Below are 25,789 nucleotides of genomic sequence, written 5' to 3'. Positions count from 1 at the left end.
CCGAATCGCGGAATTAGAGCCTTTTCGCCGTGCTAGTCCAGGCTTCCTCAATGAACGCGAGCCGGATACTGCGGATCAGGCGCTCAACAACGAGTAACGACTGTCCGGCATTGCGAGATCAACTATGAAAGCCCTCACCTTCCTCACCCATCAAGACATTTTCGACCAGGCTGTCAGCCACCTTTTCGGCCAGAAGCGCGCCGCCCTGCTGCCGCGCGGAGGCGGCGCCTATCGTGGCTATTGTGGCGGCTGTCCCGTCGGCAACTTCATCAAGCCGCGCGACTACATGACCGCAATGGAAGGGGTGCCGGTGCGCTATGTCGGCAAAACGACGGGCGCGGTGCCCGCTTATATGGATGTCGGCGTGGCCGCGCTGAGAAAGGCGCTCCTGCGCTCGCGCATCAATGTGTACGATCAGGCGACTGTCGATCTGCTTAGCTGCCTGCAAAACGTGCACGACGTGTTCGGCACGTGGGAGTGGAACGAGCGCCTTAACTCCATCGCTCGCCAGTTCGGGCTCTCGGCGCAGATCCTGAAGAACGCGGCCTAGCGCTCCCCCACTCGACCGAAACCCCAAAAAACAAAACGGCGATGTGGCTTCTTTCGAAGCTCACACCGCCGTTCTGACCGTGCTTGATAGTGCTGAAAAAACGTGCTTAGTGCAGCTTCTTCGGCAGCATCTGGCTGCGCAGGCGCTTGTGCAGGCGCTTCACAGCAGCAGCCTTCTTACGCTTACGTGCCGTGGTCGGCTTTTCGTACGATTGGCGCTCACGCAGTTCAGCGATCAGGCCGTTCTTTTCGATTGCGCGACGAAAGCGGCGAATCGCCACTTCGAACGGCTCGTTTTCCTTCAGAAGAATCGTCGTCATGTAATTCCTAACTCAATCACTTGATTTGGGTTGATTGCGTGGCGGGATACCGCTCACGCGCCGGCCCTCCGGTCGTTTCGATTCATGGCCAGTAACAGGCAAACGCGGGCAGAACCCGGCCAAACCACGAATGAAACGAGAGGCAAAGCGGCCACGGAGGCCGGAAAAGAGAGGTGCGGAGCTTACCGCGGAACGCGGACAGACGTGATACGAAGCCGCGCCTGCTGCCGTTTCGCCAACCTTTCACCAACAAAATACCGTTGACGAAACAGGCAAAGATCTCAATTCACTCCCGATCATATCAGGAAACTCTCCATCCTACCAGGGGTTTAGGGATTACGCCAGGCCGTGCCCTTCCCATTCAAGCGCTCGCGTCGTCCAGTTCGCGGATGTCCGCGGTCGTCAGCGTGAGTTGAACGGCGGCTGCAAGACTTCCGAGCTGCTCGAGCGACGTCGCGCTGGCAATCGGCGCCGTCACGCTCGGCCGCGCGATGAGCCATGCCAGCGCGACGCTGGCCGGCGTGCTGGCATGCCGCGCCGCCACGCGATCGAGCGCGCCGAGAATTCGCAAGCCGCGCGCGTTCAGATACTTCTCGACCCGGCTACCCCGCGCCTTATTGGCCAGATCCTCCTTCGAGCGGTATTTGCCCGAGAGAAATCCGCTCGCCAGGCTCCAATACACGACCACACCGAGTTGCTGCGCGAGCGCGACCGGCTCGATGTCGGCCTCATATTCGGCGCGGTCGTAAAGGTTGTACTCCGGCTGGAGCAGTTGATATTCAGGCAAGCCATGCTGCCGCGAGACGGCGAGCGCCTCCTCGACACGCGCGCCGCTGTAGTTCGACGCGCCGATCACCCGCACCTTGCCGGCCTCGATCAGCCGCTGGTACGCGCCCAGCGTCTCGGCGAGCGGCGTTTCGATGTCGTCGTCGTGGGAAAAGTAGATGTCGATGTAATCGGTTTGCAAGCGCCGCAGCGAGTCTTCGACCGCCGCCTGGATGTTCGCGGCCGACAGCCCCTTGCGCTGCGGATGCTTCGACACCTTCGTGGCGAGCACAATGCGCTCGCGCTTGCCGCTCTGCCTGAACCACTTGCCGATGATGGCTTCCGATTCGCCGCCCTGGTTCCCCGGCGCCCAGGCGGAATAGACGTCGGCGGTATCGATGAAGTCGAGCCCGGCGTCGACGAAGGCATCCAGAATCGAAAATGAAGTGGCTTCGTCAATGGTCCAACCAAATACATTGCCACCGAACATAAGCGGCGCGACTTGTAATTCGGAGCGTCCAATGCGGCGCTTTTGCATGATTTCTCCCGGCTTTTGCTCAAGAGAAAAGAGAATACGCCGCCTTTTCAATTCCCGCAGCGCACCTGCCAAGCAAGGCTGAAAGCCGCTCTGGGCGCGCGTTTCCACGGCCCGCCAGGCGAACCGGCGGAGTGCGACGACACAAAGTCCCTCAAGTTTTTTTTAGGTGGGCCGTCAACCTTCACTGAGGCGGCCAGCAATGAACGAGTGCTTCCGCCGATGCCAACGTGGCGTATTGGGCTCAGGCTTATTTAGGAGAATTTTCCATGCTCGGAATCAATAGCAATATCAACTCGCTGGTTGCACAGCAGAACCTCAGCGGCTCGCAAAGCGCCCTGTCGCAAGCCATCACCCGCCTGTCGTCGGGCAAGCGCATCAACAGCGCGGCTGACGATGCAGCAGGTCTCGCCATCTCGACGCGTATGCAAACCCAGATCAACGGTCTGGGCCAAGGCGTGTCGAACGCGAACGACGGCGTGTCGCTGATCCAGACGGCGTCGAGCGCACTGTCCTCGCTGACTTCCAGCCTGCAACGTATCCGTACGCTGGCAGTGCAAGCTTCGACCGGCACGATGTCGTCGTCGGACCAGGCCGCGCTGCAGAAGGAAGTTGCGCAGCAAATCCAGGAAGTGAACCGTATCGCTTCGCAAACGACGTACAACGGCACGAACATTCTGGACGGCTCGGCAGGTATCGTCGGCTTCCAGGTTGGCGCGAACGTCGGCCAGACGATCAACCTCGACCTCTCGAAGAGCATGTCGGCATCGAGCCTGGGTAGCGGTTCCCTGGCAACCGGCCAACTGGCTGGCACGATCAGCGGCCTGAACATTGACAAGGCAACCGGCGCAGCAGCAACGACGACGCCGAGCGCGAACATCATTACGTCGATCAACGTGTTGTCGGACGGCCACGGCGGCTTCAGCTTCACCGACCAGAACGGCTCGTCGATCACCTCGACGGTCGCTGGCACGATCTTCTCGGCAGGCTCGGGGACGACCGCCACGACGGGCGCGCCTGTCACGACCCTGACGATGTCGACGGCTGCATACGACACGACGAACGCAGCACTGACGACGTCGATCAAGAACGCAACGGCGCAGATCGGCGCAGTCAACGCATCGACCACCACTGTTTCGAGCCTCGACATCAGCACGGTGTCGGGCGCGAACGTGGCAATGGTCGCAGTCGACAACGCACTGACCGCCGTGAGCAACCTGCAGGCAAGTCTCGGTGCTGCACAGAACCGCTTCAGCGCGATCGCAACGTCGCAGCAAGCCGAAGCAACCGACCTGTCGTCGGCACAATCGCAGATCAACGACGCGAACTTCGCGCAGGAAACTGCTAACCTCTCGAAGGCTCAAGTGCTGCAACAAGCCGGTATCTCGGTTCTGGCGCAAGCAAACTCGCAGCCGCAGCAAGTTCTGAAGCTCCTCCAGTAATTGCTTTAGAAGTCTGACCGGACCTCGCGCGTCACAGCGCGTGGTCCGGTTTTCGGCTATTCGATGGAAGGTTCGCCTTCCATCCTGCATTTCTGTTACGCCCATTACGCATCACCACGGACGCACGGAGCAATCCCATGTCAACGATTACGAGTTCATCGGCAGCGAGTGCAGCCTCGGCCACTGTCGCAGCCGACAACGCAGCATTGCAACAGGCCATGCAGTCGGTCATCAGCGGCGCGACCGGCAATTCGTCGATGGATGTGAACTCGCTCGTCACGGCGCTCGTGAATTCGAAAACGGCTGGCCAGGTTGCCGCACTGGCGGCCCAGCAAAGCAGCGACAACACCCAGATTTCCGCATACGGCACGCTCTCGGCCGCGCTCGGCGCGCTGGAGTCGGGTCTCACCTCACTGTCGAACGGCGCGCTCCAGTCCACCTTCACCGCCACCATGAGCGGCACGGGCATGACCGCCACGGCGGCCACGGGCGCGGTTGCCGGCAGCTATAGCGTCGCCGTCTCGCAGGTCGCGACGTCGCAGGCGCTTTCGTCGTCGGCGTTCACGGCGAGCCAGGCGTTGGGCAGCGGAACGCTCGCCATTTCGCTCGGCAGCACGTCGTTCAATGTTGCGATCAGCAGCAGCAACAACACCGTGGCCGGCATCGCCGCCGCGATCAACAGCGCGTCCGGCAATCCGGGCGTGACCGCGACGGTCGTCAACGGCAGCGACGGCGCTCACCTCGTGCTCGCCTCCGCTTCGAGCGGCGCGGCCAATACGATCAGCGTCGCGGTCAACAATCTTTCCGGCGATAACGGTCTGTCGAGCCTCGGCGTGACGTCCACCGCCAGCACGACGGGCGGCCAGTCGACCATCACGTCGGCGAATAGCACCAACGCGTGGAAGCAAAGCACGGTCGCTCAGGACGCGGAATTCAGCATCAACGGCATCGCGGCCTCCAGCTCGACGAACACGGTCACGAGCGCGATCTCGGGCGTGTCGTTGAACCTGACCGCGGCTGCGGTCACGAGCCCGGCGACCACGCAAACGCTGACCATCGCCGCCGACACCACGACGCAGGCCAGCACGATCAACAACTTCGTGTCGCTCTACAACACGGTCGTCACGACCATGGGCACGCTCGCGCAGTACACCTCGGGAGCGACGTCGCAAGGCCCGTTGCTCGGCGACTCCACGCTCAACACGATCAAGAACTCGCTCGCGTCGATCGTCGCGAGCGGTGTGAAAAACGGCAGCAGCTCGACGAGCCTCGGCACGATCGGCATCTCGCTGCAAGCCGACGGCACGCTGCAGGTGGACAGCACGACGCTCACCAACGCGTTGAAAACCAATTCGGCGACCGTCGCCTCGCTCTTCAATTCGACCAACGGTATCGGCGCGCAGTTGAGCACGAGCATCACGAATTTCACGCAGACGGGCGGCATGATCGGCGTGCGGACCACCGCGCTCAATGCCGACCTGACCAGCCTGACGTCACAGCAGACAAACCTGAACACGTACATCGCGCAATTGACGAGCCAATACTCGGCGCAGTTCACCGCACTCAACACGCTGATGGCGACGACGACCAACAACTCGCAGTACCTGACGCAGCTTTTCGGCGGCACGAACAGCGCCGGCGCGCTCGCGACCAACAAGTAAGAGCACGGAGAATCGCACGTGGAGCAATCTGTCCTGATCGAGAAAGTGCTGACGCTGACCAGCGAAATCGAGCACGCGGCGGCGCTCGCCGACTGGCCCGAAGCCGCGCGTCTTGCCGAAATCCGTTCGCCGCTGATCATGTCGCTCCGCGCAGAGGAGGTGCAGGGTTCGCTCGACGCGATCCGCACGCTCGTGGCGCGCAACGCCGCGATCATGGCCGAAGCGCAAACCACGCAGGTCGAACTGCAGGCCGAATTCACGGCCGCGATGCGCAGCGTGAACGTCGCCAATCAATATCAGAAGGCTGCGCTGCTTTAAGCGGCGCGAACTTCCGGCCTGTCTAACCAACAATAACCGCGCACTGAAGTCGAAGTGCGAATGCTTGATCCTCGCCCGCTCCATGCGGGCGTTTCTTTTTGCGCGTGCGCGCAACCTGCCGCTTGCCCGCAACCTGCTTGAGGCAGCCTAGGCGTCCTTCCAGCGCGCTTTCCATGGACGCTCCCCGAGCAGCGCGGACAGCGCGTGTAATCAGGTGAATTAGTGGCCATTTTGCCGTCACTTCCACCCTTCAGCCCGCGAATTCCGACTTGATAATCCAACGTACAGCTTCCTCGTGCGAGCATCATGTCCATTCAATTTGACCTCTCGGCCTCCCAGCCTCTTTCCCCTGAACAGCAGCGCGCTCAGGACATCGCTCTCGTCATGCAGAGCGCCATCGAGCAATATCACGCGGGCGAGATCGACGACGCGGCGGCGCTGTTCGGCGCGATTATCGACGCCGTGCCGGATCACGCCGACGCAAACTACAACCTCGGCGTCATCAAGGTGCAGACGGAGCGTGCCGCCGAAGCAGTGCCGCACTTCGAGGTTGCGCTCGGCGTCAAGCCGGCCAATGGGCAATATTGGGTGGCCTATATCAACGCCCTGTTCGAGAGCGACCAGGTGGCGGCAGGCTGGGTCGCCGTCGAAATGGCGCAGCAACAGGGCGTCACCGGTCCCGCGCTGAATGGCCTGATCACGCAGTTGTCCAATCCGGACCGCAAGCTGGGCACGACGCCCAACACCGCTTCGAACGAGGTCACCTTCGTCGTCGGCAAATCTGCCGAAGCACAAGAGCCGCAGCCGGCGACTCAGGAAGACCGACCCGAAACGGCTGCGGTGCCGCTGAAAACGACCAGGCATCGTCTGGCCGACAAGGGCGAAATCAACAAGCACAACGCGTTGGTGCACAAAGGCCAGATTGGGGAATCGGTGACACTGGCGCGCAAGCTGGTGGCCCGTTATCCGCAAGACAGCGAATGCTGGCGCGCGCTTGCGCTTTCGTTGCAAAAGAACGGCCAGTTCAGCGAAGTCATTCCTGCTGCGCGCACGGCCGTCGAACTCGACCCGAACGATGTCATCTCCCGTCTCTTGCTGTCAGACACGCTGCGCCACACCGGCGCATTGGCGGAGGCGGAAGTCCAGGCGCGCGAACTGGTCAAGATCGTTCCCCAACACGCGGAAGCGCACCGGGTTCTCGGCGTCACGCTGATCGCGCTCGGCAAGCGCGCGGAAGCCGTCGCGTCATGTCAGCGCGCGGCTGATCTCGCGCCGCGAGCAGCCGCAGTGCATGCCGCGCTAGGCACGCTGTATCTCGGCATCGGCGCAATGGATCTCGCAGAGAAGGCGTTGCGCCTTTCGCTGGAGTTCGATCCGACCAACAGCAACACTCGCGGCAACCTCCTCTTCTGCCTGACGCACAGCAGCACGATCGACAAGGCAATGCTCTACAAGGAGCACTGCGTGTTCGGCGAAGTCCACAACGTGCCCGCTGCCAAGAACCGGCGCTATAACCACAAACGCCATCCGGATCGCAAGCTGCGCATCGGGTTTGTCTCTGGCGACTTCTGCAATCACGCAGTGGCCTATTATTTCATGCCCATTGCGCAGATCCTCAGCCGAGACCCGAATCTGCAGTTGCATCTCTATTACACGTTCGGGCATGAAGACCATATGACGGCGCAACTGCGCTCGTATGCGCACGCCTGGCACGTGGTAACCGACATGAGCGACACCGCGCTTGTCAAGAAGATCCGTGACGACAGCATCGATATCGTGGTCGATCTCTCCGGACATACGGCGCATTCGCGAATCGTTGCGCTGGCGCAGAAGCCCGCGCCTGTGCAGGCGTCGTGGATCGGCTATCCCGCTACCACTGGGTTGACCGCATTCGATTACTACCTCTCGGATCGCTTCATCACGCCTCTTGAACAATTCGAAGATCAGTTCGTCGAAAAGTTGGCCCTGCTGCCCGCGATTGCTCCGTATATGCCGCCTCCGAACTGTCCGCCCGTGAATGCGCTGCCCGCGCTTCACAAAGGCTACGTTACCTACGGAAGCTTCAACCGGCTCAACAAGCTGAGTCAGGAAGTTATTGCACTCTGGAGCGTCATTCTCCGCGCGGAGCCTAGCTCACGCATGGTGATCGGGGCAATTTCGAGTCCGCTGGATGAGCCTACCTATCTGGAATGGTTCGCGGCCGAAGGCATCACCGCAAACCGACTCACGTTTTGTCCTCGCGGGTCGTTGCCTGTCTACATGCAGCAGCACCACCAAGTCGATCTCTGTCTGGACACCTTCCCGTACACAGGCTCAACCACCACGCTCAACGCGCTATGGATGGGAGTCCCGACGATCACGATGCCCGGCACATCGATGCCGAGCCGGGGGGGCGCCTGCTGGCTCGAACACGTTCAACTCGAACAATTCATTGCGCGGGACAAGGAAGAATTCGTCCGCAAGAGTATTGAGTTGACTCGCGATCTGGATGCGCTCAATGAACTTCGCATCGGGATGCGCGAGCGCTGCCTGAACTCAGTTCCTTTTCAGCCAGAAAAAGTAGCAAGCGGCCTCTCGATTGCACTACGCACCATGTGGAAGCGTTGGTGCGCAGGAGAAACGCCGACGGCCTTCGAGGCGACATTGCCAACTGACTGGTCCCCGTCGCCCGCTGCGCTTGTGGCAGACGCAGCAGTGATCTGATCGTCCACAGCGTACAGTCCTTAACTAGCGAAGACTCAAATCATGAACGCAAGCCTCCCCGCTGCAGCAGTCTCGGCGTTGACAGAGGAAACCATCTTTGTCACGCAGCCTTATCTGTCGCCGCTTGACGACTTTATTCCGTACCTTCGCGAGATATGGGACAGCAAGGTGCTGACCAACGGCGGGCCGTTCCACCAACGGCTCGAGGCGGCGCTCGAAGAGTACCTCGGCGTGGACCACCTCGCCCTTTTCTCGAACGGCACGTTGGGTCTCGTTACTGCATTGCAAGCGCTGCGCATCACGGGCGAAGTGATCACGACGCCCTATTCCTTCGTGGCAACCGCGCACTCGCTGCTCTGGAACGGCATCAAGCCCGTTTTCGTCGACGTCGATCCACACACGCTCAATATGGATCCGCGGAAGATTGAGGCCGCCATCACGCCGCAGACTACGGCAATTCTACCGGTGCATTGCTACGGCTATCCTTGCGAGACCGACGCAATCCAGAAGATCGCCGACAACTACAACCTGAAGATCATCTACGACGCTGCTCACGCATTTGGCGTACGCACCAACGGCGGCAGCATTCTTCGCCATGGTGATCTCTCCGTTCTCAGCTTTCACGCAACGAAGGTCTTCAACACATTCGAGGGTGGCGCAATCATTTGCCCCGATGCAAAGACCAAACAGCGGGTCAACCACCTGAAGAACTTCGGTTTTGTCGACGAAACGACAGTCGTCGCGCCTGGCATCAACGGCAAGATGAGCGAAGTCAATGCCGCGTTCGGGCTTCTGCAGCTTAAGAATATCGACGAAGCATTGGCTCGTCGGCGTGAAATTGCGGCTCAGTACTGTGCACTGCTTTCCGGCGTGTCAGGAATTCGTTGCCTGCCGCCCTGCGACAGCCCCATTGCGAATCGCGCTTACTTTCCGATTCTCGTAGAAGACGATTTTCCGTGCACTCGCGACGCGTTGTTCGAGAGGTTCCGTCAGCACAACATCATCGTGCGCCGCTATTTCTATCCGCTGATCTCAGACTTCTCGATGTATCGCGGCCTTGTCAGCGCCCATCCTTCCAACCTGCCGGTCGCAACCGACGCGGCGAGGAAAGTGCTGTGTCTCCCGATTTACCCGGGTCTTTCCACGGGGAACGTAGAACGGATCGTGGACATCATCAAGGCGTATTAGAAACAGCACGCTTCCTTGCGAACCCCAAAAGCGAAAGAGCACTTAACTCATGAGATGCGTTAGGTGCTCTTTGCATCGGAGAAGAAGTCGGCTAGTGATCAGGATATCTGCGAGGAAAACTTGCGCGCATTTGCGAGTTCAGCCGCTTTCTCCCGCTGAAGCTCCGCGAGTACTTCGAGCGCACGTCCTTCGTCCACAGTGAGATCGACCAGAAAAGCATCGTTGTTCTTCTTGATCCACTGGAGTGACATGTCCCACCACGCCAACTCCAGCAAGCGCTCCCGCACTCTCTCCGAAAAGCGAAAGCGCACCAGCCTCGCCGGCGAGCCGGCATAAATACCGTACGGTTCACTTCGGAAATTCGGCGGTATCAGCGAGCGAGCGCCAATGACGCATCCACTTTCGATAACGCTGCCACCAAGAAACAAAGCCTCATCGCCAATCCATACATCATTGTGAATAACGGTATCCGCGTATTGCGGCATAACTACGTTGGTAAGGCCATTGCCGTAGATGCTAAACATGGTCGTCGATATGGTCTTCATTTCATGCTGGGCGTTCAGAATGAATTTGAGCCCCATACCACCGGCGACGTTCTTTCCAATGACCAGTTTCTGCGCATTGCCGTCGTACCTGGCGACCGAGCCCACGCCTAAAATTGTGCACCGTCCGATGTGAAATGTTCCCTCTGTGGCCTCTTCGTCCAGCCAATTCTTGAAGAAGTTGTTAGGGATAGTCGAGCAAGCCCCGTCCCGGTAGCCAATGACAATGAAATGCTTCGAGAGAGGATGAGTCGGCACAACGCCGACGCTGTCGTCGGACGTAACAACGTTCATATAGGTCCAATGTACATTCAGGTTATTGCACGATGATCTTATTCGTGTCGCTGAGTTCGGATTTCCCCGGCGTGCCTCGAGCGTCATTGGCAGGCAAGGACAAATGGCATTTGCAACTCACGCCGAGCTCAAAATATTGTCTAATGCAACTTCTTGGTAATGGCCGGACAAAGACTGTGGGCAAGTCGTAGATAGGATCGAATGTGCTGCCTGCATTCACAGGTAACATGCCCCGGGAATCCTATCGCGCACCTTTTTGGCGGGGCTCCCATAGGCGACCGAATATGGCTCGATGTCCTTCAAAACGATAGCTCCCGCGCCAATTACGCTGTGCTCGCCAATAGTTATGCCGTGGCGAAGAATGGCGCCGATGCTTATGGCGGCATATCCGCCAATCCGGCAGTTTCCACCGGTTATAGCTCCGGGTGCCAAACTCGAAAACTCGTCCATCACAGAGTCATGATCCAATGACGAGTTCGTGTTCAAAATACAGAACGGACCCACCCGACAGTCAGGATTGACTACCGCTCCGGCCATCAATACGGTACCCAATCCGACCGTTGTGCCGCGGCCAATAGTCGCCCGCGGATGAACGGCATTCACGAACGGCAGTTGTGGACAATACTCTCTGACCTTCGTTGCAAGTTTCGACCGGACCAGGTTGTCGCCGATCGCAATGATCGCCCCTTTCAGATCGCATTCAGCCTCGAGACGCGAGAGATCGACTTCCGAGCCTAGCACTTGATAATCCAACGTCCGCTCACCTACGTTGCGGTATGCGTCAATTAGCCCGGCAATTCTGTACTTCCCTTCCTGCTCGACAATATCGATAACGACTTTTGCATGGCCACGCGATCCGACTATGACAATGTTGTCCATACCGCCTCCTCGGACTTGCTCGACTAGTTCCCTGCCGCTTCATACATCGACAGCGCGTACGAATACAGCGTCGCGCGACAGCGTACTCGCCGGCATCGCCTTTGGAGCCGCCTGTCGCAACATATTGCGAATTATGCCGTCGCTCCCCATCGCGCGATTCCGAGAGTTGGTACGGGAAAAACCTCTAAATCGATGCATTGCGGGGAGTGGGCGCCCAGCGCGCGGGCTGAGATCGCTGGGACTCGCGATTCGCCTGACGGCCTGGTGTGAACGACAGGACACCTGACGTGAGCACCTACCGGCTCAGCGTGACCGCCAGATAAGCGGCGTAAAGCGCGCCGCAGAAAAGCAGCGCCCACACCGGCACGCCGCGTTCGCGCGCATTGATCCGCAGCCAGGCGGCCGCGAGCAGCGTGATGACGATGCCCGTTACGACCTCGATACGCGGCGTCCAAGGCGTCAGCAGAATGCCGATAGCCGGCAGCAGCGTGCCTTGAAACACCATCGCGCCCGTGATGTTGCCGAACGCGAGCGTGTCCTTGCCGCGGCGAATCCACAGGATGCTGTTGACCTTTTCCGGCAGTTCGGTGGCGATCGGAATGATTAGCAACGACAGCAGCAGTGGCGACACGCCGAGCACCTGCGACACACCCCGCACGCCATGAATGAAGCCTTCGGCGCCCCACACCAGCAAGGCAACCGCGATCACGAGCTGGAGCGCGATGGTCGCGAGATGAGTGGGCACGCCGAGCCGCGAAAGCAGCATCTTGCCGGGCGCTTCGGTGCCGTGGCCGGCGCCGACGAGATCGCTCGACGCGCGGAAGGTCATCACGACATAGGTGACATACACGCCGACGAGGCCGAGGCTGAACAGCGCGCGCACGATTCGCTGCTCGTGCGGCACGTACATGGCGGCTGCCGCCAGCACGAATGCGCACAGGAAGTAGTTGAGGTCTCGCGTGAAGCCCGAGCGCTCCGGCGCGACGTGGCCGCCGACGCCGCGCGAACGAAGCACGGCGAGCGTCATCAGAAACGTGGACAGCGTGGAGAGCATCAACGGCGCGCCGAGGATGGCGCCCACGCCGATCTCCTCGTTGACGCCGCGATCCGCCGTTCCGCCGACAATCGCGAGCAGCGGCACGAGCGTCTCCGGCAATGCGGTGCCGACCGCCGCGAAAAGCGAGCCGGTCACACCTTCGGAAATCTTGAGACGCTCGCCGAGATGTTCGAGCGCATTGGTGAAGAGTTCGGCCGACACGAGAATGACGACCAGCATGATGGCCAGTTCGAGGAGGAGACCGGTCATGCGTGGCTCCCGGCATGGACGGGAAGCGCGCGGCGCAAGGGAATTCGAGGTAAGGGACAATGTGGTTTCACAGCGGCTCCGCGGTCGGACGTAAGACGAACCATGACGCACCGCGACCCGTCCGACCAGAACGAAGCAGTGCGCCAATGGTCTCGCCAAACCGAACGGCCGAACGCGCCATGGCCCGCAAGCCAAGTATGTTGACGCGCTCTCCTTCAAGCGATGCGTGAAGGCAGGCTACTCCCCAGTGACCGGAGGATTCTAGCGGGAGTGCGCCCTTGCAACAAGCTTGCATCGATGAAAGGCGAGGAACAGGCGCGAAACAGACTGCTGTCTTCTCGCATGGCAGGACTGCATGATGCCCGCACCCTGCTACCGCCTCCGACGTGGTCAGCAAGGGTGCGTTCGAATCAATGTTCAGCCTGAATCGGGCCCATCAAAAGATGTTCCGGAAACCCACTGCCACGCCAGTCTGGTTGTTACGGCCCGGGAAGTCGGCGGCTGCGGCCCCTGTTCCATGGATGTAATCGACCGTTCCGTACACCTCCGTGCGTTTGGAAAGCGAGTATTCCGCGAGCAGTGCAGCCGAGTATCGAGTGCCACGGCCCGAGGTGAGGCCGTCACTATTGAGCGCATTTCGCGAGCGATCGTAGTAGCCAGCCGCCGTGAGCAACAGCGGCGATGTGACTTGCCAGGTCGCCCCGGCGTAGAAGCCATCGTCGATTCGGTTTGTCTTCGGCTTCGGCGTCCAGGTCGACGCCGGCGAGCCCGCAGCGCCCATGTAAAGATCCACGATGCCGGTGTTGTCCTGCGAATGCAGCCAGCCCGCGTATGTCTTGACCGAATTGAACGAATAGACTGCGCTCACATTGACCACGCGGAACTTGTTGTTGGCGCTATCGCTGTTCTGTTGATAACCGACGTCGATCGAAAGGCCATTCACGGCATACGACGCAGTCAGGCCATACATGCTGCTCGCGCCGAGGCTGCCCGGCACACCGCCTACACCGTACATTGCCTCGACGTTCAGACCGCCAAATTGCCCGTTATATTTGATTGCATTGTTCGAACGCAGACCATAGCCAAGTGCACCGGGAAGCCAGCCATCCTGATCGTAGTTGCCAACCGTGAGCGGGTCATACACGCTGCCGAGCTGGTCGAAAAGCGGCGTGTTCTGGCGACCCGCCGTCACCGTGCCATAGCGGTTGCTCGAAAGACCGACATAGGCCAGTCGATTGAAAAGAGTATTGGCGCTCGCCAACTGACCGTTCCAGACGTTAAACCCATTTTCGAGGCGGAAAACCGTTTGAAGTCCCGCGCCGAGATCTTCACTTCCCTTGAGGCCCCATCGGCTTCCTGTGACAGGACCTATGCCCATCGCCAACTGGCTGTCGTTTTTTGAGTCCGCATTCGTCAGGTAGCGCAGACTGGTATCCACGATTCCATACAGCGTGACGGAGCTTTGTGCGTGAACAGACGGCACCGCGCCAGCCAACATCGTGCCGGCGAGTGCGCTCATGATTGTGGTCCTTTTCATTGCGATTCCTCTTGTCGTTTAGGATTCTCTCTTGCCTGCGGTATCGACGCGCGAGCTTCGCTGCGGTCAGCGTCATGCTCGCCGTCGGAGTCGTGCACTGACGATGAGTCGAGGCCGATCACGGTCCTCACTCGCGCTACATGCTCATCGACTCAAGCAATGTCTTTTTTCCCGAGATGTATCGGTAGAGTGAAATCACGCCGTGCTTCAGATCACCCTTCGAGTCAAAGACCGTCTCCCCCGTGACACCGTGATAGTCCGTTGCGGGCATGGCTGCCAGGATCTTTTCGGAAGCCGTGGAATTCGCACGCTTCATGGCATCGACAATAATGTGGACGGCGTCGTAAGTCTCCGGCGAATAGACCAGCGGCGGATGGCCGAATCGCTTTGCGTACTTCGCCGCGAAGGCGGCGCCCTCAGGCAACCCTTCCAACGCTGCGCCCGCTTCGGAGCACACCACGTTATCGGCGGCATCACCCGCGAGACTCGGCAACGCCGGCGAGCACACGCCGTCGCCGCCAAGAAACTTCGCCTTCACGCCGAGTTGGCGCGCCTGCTTGGCGAACGGCCCGCCCGTGGCGTCCATGCCGCCGTACATGATGGCGTCCGGACTCTCGCCCTTGATCTTCGTCGCGATCGCACGAAAATCGACAGCATGATCATTGGTTGCGTCGTGAGACAGGATCTTGATGCCAAGCGCAGCCGCCCGTTTTTTGAATTCCGCCGCCAGGCCCTGTCCGTACGCAGTCGAGTCGTCAACGATGGCGACTGATTTCACCTGCAGTTTCTTTGCCGCATAATCGGCGAGGGCGGGCCCTTGTTGAGCGTCCGTCGCGACCAATCGGTAGGTTGTTTTAAAGCCCTGCAACGTATATGCGGGATTGGTCGCGGATGGCGAAATCTGGACGATTCCGGCGTCGCTGTACAGCTTCGACGCCGGAATCGTCGTGCCCGAATTCAGGTGTCCAACGACCGCAACGACATTGTCATCGACCAGCTTCTGCGCGACCTGAGTCGCAGTCCTCGGGTCGCCCGCGTCGTCCTGAGAGTCGAGCGCCACCTTGATCTTCTTTCCCCCGATTGTCAGACCTGTCGCGTTGATTTCCTCGATCGCCAGGAGCGCGCCATTTTCGTTGTCCTTGCCGAGATGCGCGATGCCTCCGGTGAGCGGTGCAACGTGGCCAATGTGCACCAGGTCGTCCGCATACGCCGCGCTCCATAACGACAAGGAGCAAATGGCGAGCATCTTCATCTTTGCGCTTGTTTTGCGAATGTCATGCATACCGTCTCCGTTTAGTAGAACTTTCTATTTATATAAGCAAAGACCCCTATTTCATGGACTTCGCATGAACTGCCCACTACGCGCCGCTGCGGCACACATTCACGTCCCGGATCATTCACCCGTTGTAATGACGCGCCATCGGCCGCAGCGACAATCGCAAACGCGAAGGGTGCTGGCGCGGCGAGTGAAAGGACATTCAGTTTCGGCTGCCCGACATCTTCGCGATGAAACGGGCAATTGATAAATTGCGATCACGCCTCGTCAAGCGCGCGTTCGAGTGTCTCAAGAAGAAGCGCGTTCTGATCGGGTAGTCCCACCGAGATGCGCAACCACTCGCCAAGTCCATAACCATCCATTGGCCTCACGATGATTCCATGGCGCAGCAAGTAGGCGTTGACGCGCGAGCTATAGGCGCCAAAGCGGGCAAGAATGAAATTGCCGCAGGAGTCGACGCAGGGAATGGCGAGCTTTCGAAATCCCGTGAAGAGTTGCTCCAGTCCTTGCTTGTTGAGCCGGAAGGTTTGCTCCCGAAAATCCTGATCTTCAAGCGCTCCGATCGCCGCGGCTTGCGCCACATTGCTCACGTTGAACGCAGGGCGAATCCGGTTCAGGAAATCAGCCACCTCCGGCGCACTGATCGAATATCCAACGCGTAGACCAGCTAAACCGTAGGCCTTTGAAAACGTGCGCGTCACGATAAGGTTCCGATATCGCTTAACCCACGCCACGCTGTCGTACTGTTTGTCGTCGGGAAGGTATTCGTTGTATGCCTCATCGAGAACGATAAGGACATCGCTACGCATGCCGGCAATGAACGCCTCGAGCTTCTCCGGCGAAAGATAGGTTCCAGTGGGATTGTTCGGATTGGCCACGAAGACGACCGCAGTATCGTCCCGGACCGCCCGGCTCATCGCGTCGAGATCATGCGCGAAATCCCTTGCGTCCACAACGATGCTGTCAGCGCCAGTGCGAAGCGTTGCTTGCGCGTAGACGGAAAACGCGTACTGCGCAAACACTGCGGACCTGCCCACCGTCAAAAATGCGCTCGCAATGAGTTCCAGGAGTTCGTTCGATCCCGCGCCGAGAGTAATCCATGCTTGGGGAACATCCAATTTCCGGCTGAGCGAAGCCTTCAAGTCGAATCCGTTCGCATCCGGATAGAGCGCTGACATTTCCACGGCCTTCAAGGCATTGAGCCGAGCCTTGGGCGACATCCCCAAAGGATTTTCATTGGATGCCAACTTCACTATCTTCGACGAATCCAGCCCGAACTCGCGGGCCAATTCGTCAATCGGCTTGCCGGCCTGATACGGACGCGCCTTGAGTATCTGCGGTACGACATGAACCATACTTTCCTCGCCTGATGCAAAGTTGCAGCAATGCCATCACGCGTAATTGCGCGCGGACACCGGTTCTTCTGTGATCGTCGGCGGCTGGCATAGAGTCGAACGCTATGCTTGCGACTCGACGAATCGAAGTCGCGACAGCGGTCTATAACCGTGCTCAACGCTGCGGCTCGTCAAAGGTGGCAAAGCTCAGAACAATAAGAGATCTTTGCCATGCCAACGAAGGCAAAGAGGCGGTTTGAAAAGAACTTTCTGGCGCGAACCGCCTCGCTGCTTAGGGGCGCATTTGATCTATACAAAAACTGTTTGGCAACGCGGCTCCGATCATAGACATCATGAGCTTGTTTCATTCTTCGGTCGGACCGCACGTGTGAAGCCACGCTCAGGGCACGTCGGGATAGCGGCCCATTAAATTAAACAACGTCTCGCGCAGCCAGCGATGTCCTGGGTCTTTGTGCCATCTCGGGTGCCAGACAGACTGAAGACCATAAGAATCGATCGGTTCGGGCATATCTAGCTGTCTGACCTTTGCGGCCTGAGTGATGCCCTCGCTCAGGCGCGTGGGAACGGTTGCAAGAAACTCGGTGTCCTGGATGAGCCATGGAACGGAGAGAAATCCGCTGACCGTCAGAAAGACCTTCCGTTTGATCCCGCGCGGCACAAGCGCCTTTTCCTGAAGGTTGAAATCCAGGCCCGACTTCACGACGATGTGCTGCTCACGCGCATAGTCCTTCCATGTCAGATGCGATCTGATACGCGGATGCTGCGTCGACGCCAGCACGACATAGCCATGCTGGAACATGGTCTGGCTGTAGAAGTGGCCGTGCGCCTGCGGCAGATTGCCGAGTGCAAGCTCCGCCTCTCCGTGCTCCAGCGCATTCAGCATTGCCTCGTTGTTATGCATCCTCTGAACGCGCAGCGTGCAGTTCGGCGCATGTGCGCGGAAATGACGTATCAGCGGCGGAAGGAACACGACCTCGGCCATGTCTCCCATCGCCAGCGAGAACTCCCGTTGCGCGGCTCGCGCGTCGAACGTCGATATCGCGAGAACCTGGTCGCTCAACGTTTCCATAATTCGATGCACGGGCTCGAACAATTGCTGGGCACGAATGGTGGCCACCATTCCGGTGCCCGAACGCACGAACAGCTCGTCGTCGAAAAGTTCTCGGAGCTTGCGCAGGCCATGACTGACGGCCGATTGCGTCAGCCCGAGCTGCTCGGCGGCATTGCTGACGTTCTTCTCGATGTAGACAGAATGAAAGACGCGCAGCAGGTTCATGTCCATCGAAGGAAAATGAACTTTATTCATAGTATCCATTCGGAAAATGATCTTGTTGAATGTTCGGGCGCGTTGTCCAATGTTGTCAAGCTCAACAATGGAGACGAAACGTGTTCGTGCGGAACTGCTGGTATGTCGCGGGATGGGATACGGATGTCACTTCCGAAGGATTCTTTAGTAGAACGATCATTAACGTACCGCTTGTGTTTTGGCGCGACGCCGGCGGAAAGGTTATCGCGCTGGAGGACCGTTGCTGCCATCGGGGCGCGAAACTCTCCATGGGACGCAAGGAGAATGGTGGAGACTGCGTTCGATGCATGTATCACGGCCTGGTGTTCGACCGGACCGGGCAATGCATCAGCGCGCCGGCACAGGACAGACTGCCGCCTCAGGCAAAAGTGAAGAGCTTTGCGATCGTCGAATCTCATCGATGGATCTGGATCTGGATGGGCGACCCCGCCGACGCGGACGAGTCGCTGATTCCCGACACTCGCTGGCTCGATCATCCGGAATGGCGTTCGCAAGACGGCTATCTTCACTACGACGTCAACTATTTGCTGATCGCGGATAACCTGCTCGACTTTTCTCATTTGCCGTTCCTGCACCCGACAACAGTGGGAGGTTCGACCGACTATGCTTCCGTGTTGCCCAAGGTCGAGCGCGGCGAACGAGGCGTTCGCCTGACGAAATGGGTGAAAAACACGCAGCCGCCCGCGTATTCGGAAAAGTATGCGAACTACCCGAAAGGCGCGCTGGTGGATCGCTGGATGCACTACGACTTTCTTGCGCCGGGCGTTCTGCTAATGGATTCCGGAATGATGCTCGCAAATACGGGCGGAAATGACGAGCATCGGGAAAATGCTCTCGCGTTTCGCGGTTGTCAGGCGTTGACGCCGGAGACGGAGACGTCGACGCACTACTTCTTCGGACACCCGCACAATTTTCTGATCGATCGCCCCGAAGTCACGGCGGAAATTCACGCGGGCATCGTGCAGGCGTTCGAGGAGGATCGCCAGATGATCACGTCCCAACAGCAAAATATCGAATTGGACCCGTCGTTCAAAATGGTGCCGCTCGGTGTGGACGCCGCGCTTTCGCAGTTTCGATGGGTCATCGATCAGCTCATTCGCAAGGAGCAGCAATCATGAAGGCGAATACCTTGACGCTTATCGTGACCGGCTATCGCGCAGAGGCAATCGATGTCGCATCTTTCGAATTGCAGGCCCCGGATGGCAAGCCGCTGCCCGAGTTTGCTCCGGGGGCTCACCTTGAAATCACGTTGCCTGAATACGATGGCGCCCCGAGTAATCTGATTCGTCACTATTCGTTGTGTAACGACTCGTCGGAAGCCAATCGGTATGTCATTGCGGTCGGACGTGCCTTGAACAGTCGCGGCGGCTCGCTTGCCATGCATGAGCGGGTTCGCGTCGGCTCGATACTGCGGGTGCGCTCACCGCGCAACAATTTTCCGCTGATCGAGGACGCCGGACATTACCGGTTCATCGCAGGCGGAATTGGCATTACGCCAATTCTGTCGATGATCCATTGGTGCCGCGCGCACGGAAAGAGCTGGTCTTTGCTGTACTGCGCCCGTAGCCGGGCACGGGCCGCATTCTATGAGACCGTCGCCGGATTCGGCGACTCAGTGCGGTTTCATTTCGACGACGAGGCGGGCGGCGTGCCCGCGGACCTGACCCGCGAATTCGCCGATGAGGGTGCGTCGGAACATGTGTACTGCTGCGGCCCGGATGGTCTGATGCGCGCCGTACAGGAAGCCTCGGCAGGTCGCGCCGCGGAATCTGTTCATTTTGAATGGTTCTCGGCCAGGCAACTTTCGAGCGCCCAGCCGGAGTCCCAGGAAACCGCGTTTGATATCGAACTGCAATCGACCGGGAAGCGATTTCGCGTCGAACCTGGAACGAGCATTCTGGAGACGCTCGAACAACACGGTGTCAGCGTCCCGTTTGCATGCCGCGAGGGACTTTGTCGAACATGTGAAACGCCGCTATGTGGCGGCGAGGCCGATCATCGCGATTACGTATTGTCGGAAGAAGAGCGGCGTGCGCAATCAATGGTGATGATCTGCGTTTCTCGTGCACTGAGCGGCACGCTGATACTCGGCGTCTAGGGCGGAGCATCTGCCTAGCGCAGATTGTGACAAACGGCCGGAGTTTCCGTACGAGCAGAAATTGGAAGGGAATCGCTGGAAGGCTTGTCAGATATGGCGCGCCCGGCTGGGATCGAACCAGCAACCCCTGCCTTCGGAGGGCGGGAATATGCGTCCACGACGATCCGCGCACATCCACATAACCACCCAATATATTGATTTTATTGAAAAATAAGAACATTGCCGTCCAGCGAGATCCAGCCTAAAATTTCCGTACCATTTCCGTACGAAAATCATGGCTACCTCTATCGTCAGCAAGACCGCACGCGACAAGCTGCCCCCGCGCCGGGAACCCTACTTTGCTCGGGTTCAATCCGGTCTCTACGTCGGGTTCCGTAAACTCGCCGAGGGCGATGGGACCTGGATTGCCCGCAGACGCAACGAGGCGGGCAAGCAAGAATACAAGGCGCTCAGCACCCTCCCAAGCTTCGATGACGCGGTGAAAGCTACCCTCGAATGGGCGAAGGCAGCAGACGCCGGGGTGTCCACCAAGACCACGATGATCAAGGATGCCTGCGAGCACTACGTCAAGCATCTCGGACTGCACAAAGGCGCCTCCAGCAAATCGGACGCTGAGGGCCGTTTCAAACGGCTGGTCTACGACAACAAGATAGGCCGCATTGATCTGTCAAAGCTGCGTACGTCGCACGTGAAGGACTGGCTCGCCGAGCAGATTAGTGAAATCGAAGAATCTGCCGAGGACGAAGACGACCTCCGGCGTGCGAAGGACTCGGCAAATCGCAACCTTGCGTCGCTGAAAGCAGCCCTGAATCTCGCGCTACATGATCGCCTCGTTGCGACCGACGCGGGCTGGAAAACGGTCACGAAGTTCAAGGATGTCGGGCGTCGTAGGCAGTCGTTCCTTCCAGCAGATCAGCGAAGCGCACTAATTGAAGCGTGTGCCGAAGACATCCGGCAACTAGTAAAAGCGATGCTGTTCACCGCAGCTCGTCCTGGCGAACTCGCACGCGCTTGCATTAAACATTTCGATCCGCTTCAAGGCACACTTGTTCTAGACGGGAAGACTGGGCATCGTATCGTTTCCCTGTCGTCGGCGGCGATCCGATTCATGGAGGAGCAAACCAAGAGCAAGATCGCCAACTCCCCCATCTTCTCTACCGAATACGGCCAGCCTTGGAACAAGGACTCGTGGAAGAAGCCGTTCAAAGACGCCGTCAAAGCAGCCCAGCTTCCCGCGTCGGTTGTGATGTATTCGCTTCGCCACACGGCAATCAGCGAAATGATCGCGAGCGGCATCGACAGCTTTGAGGTAGCCAGGATGGCCGGGACGTCGACGGAGATGATCGACAAGCATTACGGGCATTTGCGGCACGACAGAATGAGAACAAAGCTCGATGCGATAGCAATCATCTAGAGCGATGGCGTCCGGCAGGACGCCATCGTTGGTGCAGACGCTAAACGAGCAACCGGTGCTAGCTCGAGCCTTTTCTGGCCCTTCCCGGCAGCCCTTCCGTACCACGCCTTCTTAGTTGTCGACGCGATTTGCCGTGCTGCCGGCAGCCTGGAGAAGGGGTTCGATGACGCTCGTCTCCCATGCACGGGCAACGCGACGCTCAAGCTCGTCTCGCAGTTCAACGTTCTCGTCAAACCATTCCTCAAGCTTGCCCGCGACGCCTTCGCGATAATTGCCTGCGCTAGTGCCGTAGTCTGCCTCACAACTGTCCCAAAGAGCTGCTGCACGAGACAGCGGCCCGCGATACACCGCCTTTGCATGGTGGCGTGCAGCATTGACGAAGTCGGCTTCCCACTTCGCGATATTCGCCGCAATTTGCGCAAGGAAGCCGTGAGCACTCGCAAGCTCCGGATTACCCTGGTCGGACTCGATGATTGCGAGCAGTCCTGCGACCGTGCTGGACGAGCGGACCTTCGCTTCGGCCGCCGCACCGTCCCCCAAGTACTGGAAAACGTCGAAGTTCCAGAATTCACCCGCCCGGCGAGTTGCCGCCCATACCGTACGCGGATGAAGCGTCTTGACTGCCGTAAGCAAGCGTTTATGGGCCGGCCGACGGGCGCCTTTGAGCTGTTGGCTTCGCTCCGCAAACCGCATCAGATTCCCACTTACCGTGTTCATCGCCGCAAGAGCTTGCGCTTGTTCGCGATTCGACAACATCTCATCGACAGCGCGGATCGTGGCCTCGGCGGCGTCGGCTTGCGCCTTTCGGATGGCGCCTACTTTGTCAAGGATGAACGCCGTGAGGTCGGCCGGATCATCGGCGCTGGCGTCGAAGGCGGATGCGTCGATGCCTCGCAATCCAATTTTCTGAAGGGCGTCTTCTATGTGGCCAAGCTTTATGTCGTAGCCTTCTTCAACGTCTTGGGCCCCCTCGCCAGAATCGTGGCGCATCGAGAGGGCATCTCCCCCACGAGCCAAGGCTACGACGGCAACACGGGTCAACAGCAGCGGGTCAGCGTCTGTCTCATTGACGTATGTAAGCAACTCTTGGATGCTTGGATCGGGAGCGCTTCCCCACTTCGAGCAAAGCAAGGTAACAGCTCGGTCATCTTTGAGATGGGCAACGATGTCAGGCCTGACGGCGCTTCCGTCGACGCCCCTCGTATCTACGACCTGTATCGAGAGGCGCGTGTTAGGTACCAACTCGAAGGGCACCGTAACAGTAATATTTGCGGGCAAAGAGAAGTCGTCGTTGCGGCCGTTGTTGATGGCCGTGAACGTTGAGCGCAGCCACTGCCGCCCCTCTTTCGGATCGATGCCGTCGAATTCGGTGACGCGCTTCGTGCGCCGCCACAGACAAAGGCGCGCTGCAAACTCAGCCGCGAACTCCTCGTGAGCGCTAAATCTCTGCGCCAGGTCCGCAGCGGGATCGGATGGCGCTGGCCCTTTACGTGGCCGCGATGGACGCGGCAGACCCGCCATGTTGCGCAACGCTCGCTCCACTTCTTCGGCAGGTTTGAACTCTGCGGAATTCTGGGTACTTTCTCCACCTAGCTTTTCGCGAACGCTCCGGCAGATTTCACCAACGAGTTTGTAGACTTCTTCATCGCTTACTGGCTCCACGATGAGCGCAAACTTTTCCCCGGCTCGGACGCGCACGTCGCAGAGCGTCGTCCGCCCGCCCCCGGTGTCTAGCAACATTCCCTTCAGGTCAGCGGACGTTTCTTCATCGAGAACGAGCCCGGATTGACGGCATCCGGCTGTCGTCTTACCAACACCGATTTCTCCGACGTAGACGATGTCGTGATCGAGCCGCATCAGATAGCGTGCATTTTCCTCAAGCCGCTTTCGAAGCAGTTCAGCCTGGCCCGCCAGCACGGCAGGCAGGCCATCATCCGCCAAAAAGCTCTGCACGCGTACCAGCGCACGTTCAATTTCTACCAGCGTTTTCAAGTCGGGGTGCTTAAGCGAGGGGCGAGCCATATGCGACCACTCAACGCGGAGCAACTCGCGGACGTGTCGTGCCTGCGGCGTATCGATTGCGTCAAGGAACGCGGCGACGTCGCCGTCGTCTGCTTCGCCGGCCTCGAGACGCGACACGCGGGTCTGATTGGCGCTCATGCGCTCAGCCAGCTCGCGCTGCGTTAAGCCTGACTCCGCTCGCACTTCGGCCAAAACGGCTCCAATTTCCGTATTCATGCCACCCCCGATTTTGATTCAACCTTGAATAGAATATATTCAAACAGAAGAAGAATCAAATTTTCTTGAGCTGTTTGTCATCGCGGAGAAGATGGACATCGCCCAGAGCGGTGCGCTCGACAGCACCGCTCCGCTTTTGAACACGAATGTCGCGACGGAAGGCGGGTTGCGCCGGTTCAGCGTACCAACGACCAGATTGACGCTTGGTGGGTCGAACTGCATAAGACACCGATCGTTACAGGCATCAAGCCCGTTATCGCGGAGCACATCAAACGTCTGCGGCAAGCGATGAGGCTTCCACCGGTCGCGTCCACGCCCGGTACGGGTTACGAAAAGCGCGCCGGGCCATTAACACCGGCATTGTCGAAAAAAGCGCCGCATTGCAAGTAATCTGCAAGTTGTCAAAGCAGTACCTGCAGAGAGGTCAATGTGCCGCTGACGCCTCACATTGTCACGATTACGGAAAAGCTTGCTATGTAGAGCTCACCTACATCGCGCCCGGCGTGCTCGGTGGTAACATAAGTGGTACTAGAAAGGTGACGCCCGAAGACGAATGGTTAGGAGGTGCTAACCGGAGAGGGGACTCATGGCGCTGACGCGCAATTTCAGAGAGACAATCCTGGCAAGGGTTCAGACCGATATCAAGTTTCGTGACGAGTTGCTGAAGGACGGGGTTGAAAGCATGTTGTCTGGCGACGTGGACGTCGGCAAAGCGCTCCTGCGCGACTACATCAAGGCGACGATTGGGTTTGAGCGACTCGGCGCCGAAACTAGGTCGTCCCCGAAGAGTTTGATCCGCATGTTCGGACCGAGTGGCAACCCTCAGGCGCGCAACCTGTTCGCCATCGTCGCCCATCTGCAAAGGCAGGCCCAAGTCACACTTCATGTTACCGCGCAGCGAAACGGAAGCGGCTGAGCCTGGAATGATATGCAGATCACATGCTGTCAAAAGCAGATCCGCGTCATCGCATCACAAGACACTGGATTCACAACGGAAACCTTTCTATCGACGTAGCATCTACGTCGCATAGGGCAGTCAGATTAAGGCGATTTCGCATGAACGCTGATATATTAAAGAGGGTGGTGCGGGCGATCGCGGATGGTTCGCATGGTGATCTCGATCGCCTTGCCAGCAAGATCGTGGAGGCCGAGCGCAGGAGCGGACATGTTCGACTCGCGGCCCAACTCGAAGCCATTCTGAAACAGCCGAAGCCAAAGCGGCCCGCCGCGCCGCCAGCGGTAACCGATGTTGATCGGACCCTGAAGGAACTTCCTCTGAGCCGCCGGCACGGCGAGACGTTGGCTACGCTCATCCCGCACGATGAGCTTGAGCACCACATGGTGTTGCCCGACGGTGTTGAGCAGCGCTTCGCGCGTATCGAGGCGGAGTACGCCGCTCGCGATCGTTTGCGGATCTTTGGGTTGAAGCCGCGCAAGACTGTGCTGCTCTATGGACCGCCCGGCTGCGGCAAGTCGCTGGGCGCAAAGCGACTGGCGTGGAACACCGGCCTACCGCTGATGAAGGTGCGGTTCGACGTGCTGATATCCTCATTCTTTGGCGAGTCAGCCCAGAATCTGCGCTCGATCTTCAGCAGCGCTCGAGAGAAGGCTTGCGTGTTGCTGCTCGATGAGTGCGACTTCATAGCCCGGTCGCGCACGGCTTCGAAGGACATCGGCGAGGTCTCCCGGATCGTCAACGCTCTGCTTCAACTGATGGAGGAGTACGACGCGCCGGGCTTGCTCGTGGCGACAACCAATTTGGAGTCCGCCCTCGACCCTGCCTTGTTCCGACGCTTTGACGACGTGTTTTCAATCCCGCTGCCTGGCCCGGCCGAGATTGAGAAGCTGCTGCGCCTGACACTCTCAACGATCCGGTTCGAACAACCGCAGTGGGGCGAGTTGGCTGCCAAACTGAGCGGATCCTCGGCAGCGATGGTCGTGAAGGCTGCGCAGGACGCAGCGAAGGCTGCTGTACTCGCAGGTGGCAAGGTCTTGACGCATGCGATGCTGATTCAGGCAATCGAAGAGCTGCAGCGGCACGACGCGGCCAAGCGGGCTTGACG

Annotated in this window: 22 protein-coding genes and 1 riboswitch; of the genes, 11 read left to right on the top strand and 11 right to left on the bottom strand. The window is 59.0% G+C overall.

Going from position 1 to position 25,789, the window contains the following annotated elements:
• Positions 1-124 precede the first annotated feature (124 nt).
• Entirely contained in the window at positions 125-550 is a 426-nt protein-coding gene (locus tag VOM14_RS18095; RefSeq protein ID WP_327630102.1) for a hypothetical protein, read from the top strand.
• A 106-nt stretch (positions 551-656) separates the two neighbouring features.
• Here VOM14_RS18095 and rpsU read toward each other — a convergent pair whose 3' ends face one another.
• Positions 657-869: a 30S ribosomal protein S21 gene (gene rpsU / locus VOM14_RS18090; RefSeq protein ID WP_006050883.1), complete on the bottom strand. Its 213-nt coding sequence runs from the start codon at positions 867-869 to the stop codon at positions 657-659.
• A gap of 361 nt (positions 870-1,230) precedes the next feature.
• On the bottom strand, positions 1,231-2,172 hold the full coding sequence (locus tag VOM14_RS18085) for an aldo/keto reductase (RefSeq protein WP_327630101.1): 942 nt from the start codon (positions 2,170-2,172) through the stop codon (positions 1,231-1,233).
• 266 nt (positions 2,173-2,438) lie between these two features.
• Here VOM14_RS18085 and VOM14_RS18080 point away from each other — a divergent pair, with 266 nt between their 5' ends.
• The 5 genes from VOM14_RS18080 (at position 2,439) to VOM14_RS18060 (ending at position 9,481) form a co-directional block, all read left to right on the top strand.
• Positions 2,439-3,611 (top strand): flagellin, encoded by a 1,173-nt coding sequence (locus VOM14_RS18080; protein WP_327630100.1) that lies wholly within the window; start codon positions 2,439-2,441, stop codon positions 3,609-3,611.
• A 137-nt stretch (positions 3,612-3,748) separates the two neighbouring features.
• Positions 3,749-5,272 (top strand): flagellar filament capping protein FliD, encoded by a 1,524-nt coding sequence (gene fliD / locus VOM14_RS18075; RefSeq protein WP_327630098.1) that lies wholly within the window; start codon positions 3,749-3,751, stop codon positions 5,270-5,272.
• An 18-nt stretch (positions 5,273-5,290) separates the two neighbouring features.
• Positions 5,291-5,590, top strand: a complete 300-nt coding sequence (locus tag VOM14_RS18070) for a flagellar protein FliT (RefSeq protein ID WP_327630097.1) — start codon at positions 5,291-5,293, stop codon at positions 5,588-5,590.
• A gap of 306 nt (positions 5,591-5,896) precedes the next feature.
• Positions 5,897-8,293 (top strand): tetratricopeptide repeat protein, encoded by a 2,397-nt coding sequence (locus VOM14_RS18065; RefSeq protein ID WP_327630096.1) that lies wholly within the window; start codon positions 5,897-5,899, stop codon positions 8,291-8,293.
• A gap of 42 nt (positions 8,294-8,335) precedes the next feature.
• A complete protein-coding gene (locus VOM14_RS18060; RefSeq protein WP_327630095.1) occupies positions 8,336-9,481 on the top strand; it encodes a DegT/DnrJ/EryC1/StrS family aminotransferase in 1,146 nt (381 codons plus the stop codon).
• A 98-nt stretch (positions 9,482-9,579) separates the two neighbouring features.
• On the opposite strand, the gene VOM14_RS18055 is transcribed toward VOM14_RS18060, so the two are convergent.
• The 7 genes from VOM14_RS18055 to VOM14_RS18025 all read right to left on the bottom strand — a co-directional run bounded on the left by VOM14_RS18055 (position 9,580) and on the right by VOM14_RS18025 (position 17,976).
• Positions 9,580-10,317, bottom strand: a complete 738-nt coding sequence (locus VOM14_RS18055) for an acetyltransferase (protein ID WP_327630094.1) — start codon at positions 10,315-10,317, stop codon at positions 9,580-9,582.
• Positions 10,318-10,533: 216 nt separating this feature from the next.
• A complete protein-coding gene (locus VOM14_RS18050) occupies positions 10,534-11,196 on the bottom strand; it encodes an acetyltransferase (protein WP_327630093.1) in 663 nt (220 codons plus the stop codon).
• Between the two features lie 295 nt (positions 11,197-11,491).
• Positions 11,492-12,502 carry a sodium:calcium antiporter gene (locus VOM14_RS18045; protein ID WP_327630092.1) on the bottom strand — a complete coding sequence of 337 codons (1,011 nt, stop codon included), beginning with the start codon at positions 12,500-12,502 and terminating at the stop codon, positions 11,492-11,494.
• 74 nt (positions 12,503-12,576) lie between these two features.
• Positions 12,577-12,760: riboswitch (yybP-ykoY riboswitch) on the bottom strand.
• Between the two features lie 178 nt (positions 12,761-12,938).
• Positions 12,939-14,039 (bottom strand): porin, encoded by a 1,101-nt coding sequence (locus VOM14_RS18040; protein WP_442955559.1) that lies wholly within the window; start codon positions 14,037-14,039, stop codon positions 12,939-12,941.
• Positions 14,040-14,175: 136 nt separating this feature from the next.
• On the bottom strand, positions 14,176-15,291 hold the full coding sequence (locus tag VOM14_RS18035; RefSeq protein ID WP_327630090.1) for a branched-chain amino acid ABC transporter substrate-binding protein: 1,116 nt from the start codon (positions 15,289-15,291) through the stop codon (positions 14,176-14,178).
• 281 nt (positions 15,292-15,572) lie between these two features.
• Positions 15,573-16,670, bottom strand: coding sequence for a histidinol-phosphate transaminase (gene hisC, locus VOM14_RS18030; RefSeq protein WP_327630089.1), 1,098 nt, complete (start codon positions 16,668-16,670; stop codon positions 15,573-15,575).
• Positions 16,671-17,049: 379 nt separating this feature from the next.
• Positions 17,050-17,976 (bottom strand): LysR family transcriptional regulator, encoded by a 927-nt coding sequence (locus tag VOM14_RS18025; protein WP_327630088.1) that lies wholly within the window; start codon positions 17,974-17,976, stop codon positions 17,050-17,052.
• Between the two features lie 29 nt (positions 17,977-18,005).
• Here VOM14_RS18025 and VOM14_RS18020 point away from each other — a divergent pair, with 29 nt between their 5' ends.
• The 3 genes from VOM14_RS18020 (at position 18,006) to VOM14_RS18010 (ending at position 21,488) form a co-directional block, all read left to right on the top strand.
• On the top strand, positions 18,006-19,094 hold the full coding sequence (locus VOM14_RS18020; protein WP_327630087.1) for an aromatic ring-hydroxylating dioxygenase subunit alpha: 1,089 nt from the start codon (positions 18,006-18,008) through the stop codon (positions 19,092-19,094).
• Entirely contained in the window at positions 19,091-20,074 is a 984-nt protein-coding gene (locus tag VOM14_RS18015; protein ID WP_327630086.1) for a PDR/VanB family oxidoreductase, read from the top strand. Before VOM14_RS18020 ends, VOM14_RS18015 begins: the two co-directional genes overlap by 4 nt.
• Before the next feature lie 274 nt (positions 20,075-20,348).
• Positions 20,349-21,488: a tyrosine-type recombinase/integrase gene (locus VOM14_RS18010; RefSeq protein ID WP_327630085.1), complete on the top strand. Its 1,140-nt coding sequence runs from the start codon at positions 20,349-20,351 to the stop codon at positions 21,486-21,488.
• A gap of 111 nt (positions 21,489-21,599) precedes the next feature.
• Here VOM14_RS18010 and VOM14_RS18005 read toward each other — a convergent pair whose 3' ends face one another.
• Positions 21,600-23,726, bottom strand: coding sequence for a helix-turn-helix transcriptional regulator (locus VOM14_RS18005; protein ID WP_327630084.1), 2,127 nt, complete (start codon positions 23,724-23,726; stop codon positions 21,600-21,602).
• Positions 23,727-23,765: 39 nt separating this feature from the next.
• Entirely contained in the window at positions 23,766-23,948 is a 183-nt protein-coding gene (locus VOM14_RS31440) for a hypothetical protein (RefSeq protein ID WP_442955558.1), read from the bottom strand.
• Between the two features lie 364 nt (positions 23,949-24,312).
• Here VOM14_RS31440 and VOM14_RS17995 point away from each other — a divergent pair, with 364 nt between their 5' ends.
• Positions 24,313-24,642 carry a transcriptional regulator gene (locus VOM14_RS17995; protein WP_327630083.1) on the top strand — a complete coding sequence of 110 codons (330 nt, stop codon included), beginning with the start codon at positions 24,313-24,315 and terminating at the stop codon, positions 24,640-24,642.
• Between the two features lie 140 nt (positions 24,643-24,782).
• Positions 24,783-25,787, top strand: coding sequence for an AAA family ATPase (locus VOM14_RS17990; protein ID WP_327630082.1), 1,005 nt, complete (start codon positions 24,783-24,785; stop codon positions 25,785-25,787).
• The last annotated feature ends 2 nt before the right edge of the window (positions 25,788-25,789 follow it).

The sequence above is a fragment of the Paraburkholderia sp. MPAMCS5 genome (assembly GCF_036016995.1).
Lineage (GTDB): Bacteria > Pseudomonadota > Gammaproteobacteria > Burkholderiales > Burkholderiaceae > Paraburkholderia.
The sequence above is the reverse complement of the archived record's forward strand: the minus strand, read 5'-3'. Positions and strand labels throughout refer to the sequence as shown.

What these genes read in the sequence shown, in the direction of transcription:
- VOM14_RS18035 (WP_327630090.1), bottom strand. Translation starts at nt 15,291, where the DNA reads ATGAAGATGCTCGCCATTTGCTCCTTGTCGTTATGGAGCGCGGCGTAT.
- VOM14_RS18055 (WP_327630094.1), bottom strand. Translation starts at nt 10,317, where the DNA reads ATGAACGTTGTTACGTCCGACGACAGCGTCGGCGTTGTGCCGACTCAT.
- VOM14_RS18010 (WP_327630085.1), top strand. Translation starts at nt 20,349, where the DNA reads ATGGCTACCTCTATCGTCAGCAAGACCGCACGCGACAAGCTGCCCCCG.
- VOM14_RS18025 (WP_327630088.1), bottom strand. Translation starts at nt 17,976, where the DNA reads ATGAATAAAGTTCATTTTCCTTCGATGGACATGAACCTGCTGCGCGTC.
- VOM14_RS18065 (WP_327630096.1), top strand. Translation starts at nt 5,897, where the DNA reads ATGTCCATTCAATTTGACCTCTCGGCCTCCCAGCCTCTTTCCCCTGAA.
- VOM14_RS18045 (WP_327630092.1), bottom strand. Translation starts at nt 12,502, where the DNA reads ATGACCGGTCTCCTCCTCGAACTGGCCATCATGCTGGTCGTCATTCTC.
- VOM14_RS18005 (WP_327630084.1), bottom strand. Translation starts at nt 23,726, where the DNA reads ATGAATACGGAAATTGGAGCCGTTTTGGCCGAAGTGCGAGCGGAGTCA.
- fliD (WP_327630098.1), top strand. Translation starts at nt 3,749, where the DNA reads ATGTCAACGATTACGAGTTCATCGGCAGCGAGTGCAGCCTCGGCCACT.
- VOM14_RS18095 (WP_327630102.1), top strand. Translation starts at nt 125, where the DNA reads ATGAAAGCCCTCACCTTCCTCACCCATCAAGACATTTTCGACCAGGCT.
- VOM14_RS31440 (WP_442955558.1), bottom strand. Translation starts at nt 23,948, where the DNA reads ATGCAGTTCGACCCACCAAGCGTCAATCTGGTCGTTGGTACGCTGAAC.
- VOM14_RS18040 (WP_442955559.1), bottom strand. Translation starts at nt 14,039, where the DNA reads ATGAAAAGGACCACAATCATGAGCGCACTCGCCGGCACGATGTTGGCT.
- VOM14_RS18085 (WP_327630101.1), bottom strand. Translation starts at nt 2,172, where the DNA reads ATGCAAAAGCGCCGCATTGGACGCTCCGAATTACAAGTCGCGCCGCTT.
- rpsU (WP_006050883.1), bottom strand. Translation starts at nt 869, where the DNA reads ATGACGACGATTCTTCTGAAGGAAAACGAGCCGTTCGAAGTGGCGATT.
- VOM14_RS18015 (WP_327630086.1), top strand. Translation starts at nt 19,091, where the DNA reads ATGAAGGCGAATACCTTGACGCTTATCGTGACCGGCTATCGCGCAGAG.
- VOM14_RS17995 (WP_327630083.1), top strand. Translation starts at nt 24,313, where the DNA reads ATGGCGCTGACGCGCAATTTCAGAGAGACAATCCTGGCAAGGGTTCAG.
- VOM14_RS18050 (WP_327630093.1), bottom strand. Translation starts at nt 11,196, where the DNA reads ATGGACAACATTGTCATAGTCGGATCGCGTGGCCATGCAAAAGTCGTT.
- hisC (WP_327630089.1), bottom strand. Translation starts at nt 16,670, where the DNA reads ATGGTTCATGTCGTACCGCAGATACTCAAGGCGCGTCCGTATCAGGCC.
- VOM14_RS18060 (WP_327630095.1), top strand. Translation starts at nt 8,336, where the DNA reads ATGAACGCAAGCCTCCCCGCTGCAGCAGTCTCGGCGTTGACAGAGGAA.
- VOM14_RS18080 (WP_327630100.1), top strand. Translation starts at nt 2,439, where the DNA reads ATGCTCGGAATCAATAGCAATATCAACTCGCTGGTTGCACAGCAGAAC.
- VOM14_RS17990 (WP_327630082.1), top strand. Translation starts at nt 24,783, where the DNA reads ATGAACGCTGATATATTAAAGAGGGTGGTGCGGGCGATCGCGGATGGT.
- VOM14_RS18020 (WP_327630087.1), top strand. Translation starts at nt 18,006, where the DNA reads ATGTTCGGGCGCGTTGTCCAATGTTGTCAAGCTCAACAATGGAGACGA.